This window comes from Nocardia sp. bgisy134 (assembly GCF_965341865.1).
GTDB lineage: Bacteria > Actinomycetota > Actinomycetes > Mycobacteriales > Mycobacteriaceae > Nocardia.
Genome location: NZ_CBDQZP010000045.1, coordinates 1 through 5340 on the forward strand (window position 1 = coordinate 1; position 5340 = coordinate 5340).

At 66.8% G+C, this 5340-nt stretch carries 6 protein-coding genes; 5 read left to right on the forward strand and 1 reads right to left on the reverse strand.

The annotated features are described in order from the left end of the window. Window positions 1-71: 71 nt before the first annotated feature. The 3 genes from ACRWNM_RS36395 (at window position 72) to ACRWNM_RS36405 (ending at window position 2598) form a co-directional block, all read left to right on the forward strand. Window positions 72-593, forward strand: coding sequence for a hypothetical protein (locus ACRWNM_RS36395; RefSeq protein ID WP_431972709.1), 522 nt, complete (start codon window positions 72-74; stop codon window positions 591-593). 13 nt (window positions 594-606) lie between these two features. After that, window positions 607-1776, forward strand: a complete 1170-nt coding sequence (locus tag ACRWNM_RS36400; protein WP_431972710.1) for a zinc-dependent alcohol dehydrogenase — start codon at window positions 607-609, stop codon at window positions 1774-1776. 288 nt (window positions 1777-2064) lie between these two features. Beyond that, on the forward strand, window positions 2065-2598 hold the full coding sequence (locus tag ACRWNM_RS36405) for an FHA domain-containing protein (protein ID WP_431972711.1): 534 nt from the start codon (window positions 2065-2067) through the stop codon (window positions 2596-2598). Window positions 2599-2678: 80 nt separating this feature from the next. On the opposite strand, the gene ACRWNM_RS36410 is transcribed toward ACRWNM_RS36405, so the two are convergent. Further along, on the reverse strand, window positions 2679-3341 hold the full coding sequence (locus ACRWNM_RS36410) for a S1 family peptidase (RefSeq protein WP_431972712.1): 663 nt from the start codon (window positions 3339-3341) through the stop codon (window positions 2679-2681). Window positions 3342-4264: 923 nt separating this feature from the next. Between ACRWNM_RS36410 and ACRWNM_RS36415 the strand changes: the two genes are divergently transcribed. Together ACRWNM_RS36415 and ACRWNM_RS36420 are read left to right on the forward strand one after the other, a co-directional pair. After that, the gene (locus ACRWNM_RS36415) at window positions 4265-4699 is read left to right on the forward strand and encodes a nuclear transport factor 2 family protein (protein ID WP_431972713.1); all 435 of its coding nucleotides are present in this window, start codon (window positions 4265-4267) and stop codon (window positions 4697-4699) included. Window positions 4700-4805: 106 nt separating this feature from the next. Then, the gene (locus ACRWNM_RS36420) at window positions 4806-5291 is read left to right on the forward strand and encodes a tautomerase family protein (RefSeq protein ID WP_431972714.1); all 486 of its coding nucleotides are present in this window, start codon (window positions 4806-4808) and stop codon (window positions 5289-5291) included. The last annotated feature ends 49 nt before the right edge of the window (window positions 5292-5340 follow it).

Consider the following 5340-nt stretch of genomic DNA (forward strand, 5'->3'; position numbering starts at 1 on the left):
AGGCGGTCGGGGAAGCGCACACGGGAGTCCGGCACCGAGGACGTGCCAGGAGACCGCTCGAAGGGACGTCCATGTACTACATCGACGCGGCCAAGGATCAACTGACCGACCTGGTCGGGAAACTGCGCGATGCGGCGAGCCGGACAGCGGGCGGGCAGACCGTGACGGTCGCCCGGCCACGCGCCGAGGTCGAGCGGTTCTGGCGCGATCCCGAGAACTTGTCTCGGGTGCTCGGCGATATCGGCGACGTCAGCGCGACCAGCCCGGCGGACTACGAGTGGACGCTACTGTACGGCGACGAGGGCGTGCTGACCTGGCAGACGATGTTGGTGACAGAGGAGGACGGCCTGCGGTTCGTCGACGTCGCCGAGGACGGCGCGGCGCGCGAGGACGGCCCCGAGATCGGGGTCTATTTCGCCGACGCGCCACGCGGCCTCGGCACCGAGGTGACGATCCGCGCCGCGGCGCCGCTGCCCGGTTTCCTGGCCGGGGCGGCGGCCTTCAAGGCGCTCTACCGGGCGCGCGCACTGATGCAGACCGGTGAGCTGCCCACTCTCGAACACGATCCCAGCACATGGGCGGCCGCCCGCTGACCGAGGAGGCGACATGCGCGCACTCTGCTGGAACGGTGTCGACGATCTGACGGTCGAAACGGTCGACGAGCCGACCCTGGTCAATCCACACGACGCCATCGTGCGGGTCCGGCTGACCACGACCTGCGGTTCGGACCTGCACGTCATCGACGGATACCTGCCGGGCATGCGCGAAGGCAGCGTGTTCGGTCACGAGTTCATGGGCGAGGTGGTGGAGATCGGCAGGGAGGTCCGCGCGCACGCGGTCGGCGAGCGCGTCGTCGTGCCGTCCTTCATCGGCTGCGGCGCGTGCTGGTACTGCGACAACGACCTGTACTCGCTGTGCGACACGACGAATCCGAATGCCGAAATGCAACAGCCGATGCTCGGCTACCCGACCGCGGGCAGGTACGGGTCCACCCACCCGTTCGGCGGCTATCAGGGCTCGCACGCGCAGTACGTCCGGGTGCCGTTCACGGACGTGAATTGCTTCGCCGTCCCCGAGGGCGTGAGCGACGAGCAGGCGCTGTTCCTGTCGGACGCGGTGCCGACCGGGTTCATGGGCGCCGACTTCTGCGACATCTCGCCGGGCGACACGGTCGCGGTGTGGGGGAGCGGCGGCGTGGGTCTGATGGCTGGGCACAGCGCGCGTCTGCTCGGTGCGGAACGGGTGGTCGTCATCGATCGGCTGCCCGAACGGCTCGCGTTGGCGCGCAAGGCATTCGATGCGGAGACGATCGACTGCACGGCCGTGGACAGCGTGCTGGAGGCGCTGCGCGAAGAGACCGGCGGACGCGGACCCGACGCATGCATCGACGCCGTCGGCATGGCGGGGCACGGCACGGGTCTGCACCGGATCTACGACCGTGCCAAACAGTTGCTGCGCCTGGAGACCGATCGCGCGACCCCGCTGCGCGAGGCGATTCTCGCCTGCCGCAAGGGCGGGATCGTCGCCGTGCTCGGCGTCCACGACATGATCGACAAGTTCCCGATGGGTGCGGTGACCACCAAGAATGTGACCATCCGCAGCGCGCAGCAGCACGGCCAGCGGTATGTGCCCCTGTTGTTCGACTACGTCCGGCGCGGTGAGCTCGACCCGACGTATCTGATCACCCACGACATGTCGCTCGAGGACTCCGTCCGCGGCTACGACCTGTTCAAGAACAGGCGCGAAGGCTGCGTACGAGCCGTCTTCCGCCCGTGAGCGTGCGGCACGCACGGGAGTTGCCGGAGCAGGATCCGACGATCGCGTGCAATTAGCCACGAGATAGCGCATTCTGTGTTATGGGTCGGGTGCTCGTAGTCATGACGTACTTCGGAACGGGAACTACGCATCATGTCCACGCCACACGGACAAAAGGCGCTGCGTAACGGGTCGTACTCAGCAGCGGACGCGCGTGCGCGGCCACAGCCGGACGGTTGTGCCACTCTGTCCCACCGGGACCGCCACGGGGGCCGGCGCGAGATTTCCCTCGATCACGGCGCGACCCGCATGACGATCGGGCGGTCGGACGCCGCCGACATCATCGTGACGGCCGACGCGACCGTTTCGCGTCTGCACGCCATCATCGAGCGAGTCGGCGGTTGCTGGGTCGTCATCGACAATGGGCTGTCGACGAACGGGACTTTCGTCAACGGCGAGCGCATCGGCGGATTTCGGAAGCTCGCGTCCGGCGATTCGATTCGCCTCGGGAAATCGGTATTCGTCTTCAACGACGGCCACCCGTCCGAAGACGAGAAAACGGTCGTCCAGGTCAGGCTGCCGACCCGGAATTCGCTGACCGACGCCCAGTATCTGATTCTCGAGGCGCTGTGTCGCCCTTACGACTCGGAGACCACGTTCACCTACCCCGCGTCGAACTGGCAGGTTGCCCATGATCTGTGCCTGAGCGTCGCCACGGTCAAAACCCACATGCGAGCCTTGTTCAAGATTTTCGACGTCGAAGCCCTGCCGCCGAATCAGAAGCGGGTATTCCTGGTCGAACGCGCCATCGAGAGCGGCGTGCTCGATCATCACGATCGGTAGGAGCAGGCAATTTCGGTGAGGTCCGTTCGCGGCCTCGGCGCCGCCGTCGGAGCGGCGACTCCTTTCGGTGCGGTGGCAGGTCAGATCGGGCGGAAGCCCGCGCCGACGCCACCGCGTCGGTCGATGTCCTCGATGATGGCGGCCATGTTCCCGCCCAGCTGCGGCCCGAGGCACGGCACGTACAGGTAGCCGTTGACCATGCCGACCAACGTCGTTCCGACCACCACCGGCCCGCCGGAGTCTCCGGGTAGGACACAGATCTGGGTCCAGGCCCAGTTGTTGGTCTGGAACACGTCGCCGTAGGCGAGTCCGCAGGTCTGGCCCGTGGTGTAGCCCTGCTTACAGGCGATGTCCGGGAACTGCGCAGGCCCGCCCACTGCGGTGATCGTCGTGTTGCCCACGCGATTCACAGGGACGACGCTGTCCGGGTCGAACACGATGACGGCGTAGTCCATCTCCGGGTTCGTGTAGGCGAAGGTGCCGACCACGCCCGCGTCCCGGTTGGCCTCGGCGGTGACCGAGGTGCCCGCCTCGCTGCAGTGACCCGCGGTGAGACCGACCAGCCGACCCGCGGCATCGTGCCCGATAGTGGTGAGCGTGCAGATGCCCTGGTCGCCGACGACGATGCCGGAGCCGCCGCCGAGCACCGCCGGGGCCGCGGCATGCGCGATGCCCAGTTGCGCCCCGGCCGGCATCAGGACTGCCGCCACCGCGAGGACGGCCACTTCGAGTTTCCTGAACATGTCCATCCCATCGCTGGAGCCGCAACGCTCCCGTGCGGCGCGAATGACGTCGGCACATTTCTCGCACAAGACCTCGCGGCGCGACGGCGTCAGGCCTTGTCGTTGTTCTTTCCCTGGTATCGAGTCCGGTCGGAGGTGCTGTATCGAATAGCACTTTTACTACAGGTCACCACGCCAACTGGTGTGTGACGCGCGGCGTTGTCGGCGCATTGTCGTGTTGCTGCTAGGTCATGCGAAGCAGATGCCCGTACCGAACGGGAAGATCGGCGGGACGAAGCAGACCCACCAGAGGAATGGGTTCCACCACAGAAGGGCCGGCTCGACCTGCGCGGGAACTTGGTCGGAGGCGGGCGCCACCTGAACGGGCACAGGAGGTTCGACGGCCGGGGCCGAGGTAGCAACGCCTGAGCCGAGGGCGATCATAGGTGCGAGCGCTACCGCTGCGACGGCTGCGCGCATTGTGGTTGATTTCATGATCTTTCCTTCAACTGAGCGCTTTCGGGACACCCTGGAAAGGCGTCCCGGAATGACACCATCAACTCTCCTCGTAGAGCGCGCGGAAGATCATCCACCCGCGGGTTGGAAATGCTCAGACCTCGGGTGGGCTCGCCCACCGGCCGCGCCCCGTTCGCCGCGCGACGGATCGCCCGCGACCCGACCGGCACAGGCCGCCCGGCCCCGTCGGCAACCCCGCACCGAGGCCCGAGGTCGCATGGGCGGGTGGAGTCGCGTCGCCACCGATGGGCATCGCGAGTGGCTGCCCGAACAGCGCTGTGTGCCATCCCGGTTCGGCGAAACCGCTGCCCGGCCTCGCGCCTGCGCAGCCTCGTGATGCGAGGAAAGTTCCTCTGGCCAAAGCGATCGTTAGACGATATGGTCTAGAACGTTGATAGCAAACTTATTGACTATGGAGGTCGAGTCGCATGTCCGCTGTGGACACCTTCCGCGCGGCCGTCGAAGCGCGTGATCTTCCGGCGTTGGAGCCGCTCTTCGCCGCCGACGCCCGCTTCTACAGCCCGATGAAGTTCACGCCTTTCGCTGGCCGCGCCGTCATACGAACTGTGTTCGGTGTGCTGCTCACGCAAGTTTTCGAGGACTTCCGGTACACCGGCGAACTCATCGGATCGGCCGAGACGGCAGCGGGAGTCGATGCCGAATCGCATCTGCTGGTCTTCCGGGCGGCCGTCGGCGACTTGCAGATCCAAGGGATCGATCTGATCCAGCTGGACGAGCAGGGTCTTATTCAAGAATTCACCGTGATGATCCGGCCGGGCAGCGCATTGGGCACCGTCTCGGACAAGGTCGTCGCCGGTCTCGTCGCGGAAGGGGTGCTGCCCGCTTCGGCGGGGGCGCGCTGACACGCGAATCTCGTAAGCCTCGGGTGAACCGAGGCGATCCTCGCCCGAGTTGCCATCCCCCGTCGCTGCTTCGGGCGGACCACATCCCAACCTTGGAGGTACTTTCATGCCCAATATCGACGCTTACATCCCCGCCGGCGCGCTGTCCCCTGACGCGGAGCGGGCGCTCATCGCGACCGTCACCGATATCGTCCTTCGTCACGAGGGCGCCGACCCGGCCAACCCGCTCGTGCGGTCCATCGCATGGCTGGCCCTGCACCGGCCTGAAATGTATGTCGCAGGCGAACCGGCCACGGACGCACCGCGTTACCGGTTCTATACGGCCGCGCCCGAAGGTCAATTCGACGACGAACGACGCCGCGCGATGGTCGCCGAGATCACCGAAGCGGTGCTGGACGCCGAAGCGGGCGCTTATCCCCATGATCCGCAACGCGTCTGGGTGTTCACGCCCGACATCCCGGAGGGCACATGGGGGGCGGGCGGCCAGGTGGTGCGCCTCGCCGACATCCTGTCGTTCGCCGTCGGGGATGCCGACCTCGGCCGCAAGCTGGCGGAGAAGGCGCTGGCCAGGAGCCGGAACGCGAACGTCTGAGTCGCTCGGCCCGACCATGACAGTAGGGGCGTCTGATTCCGGTACGCCC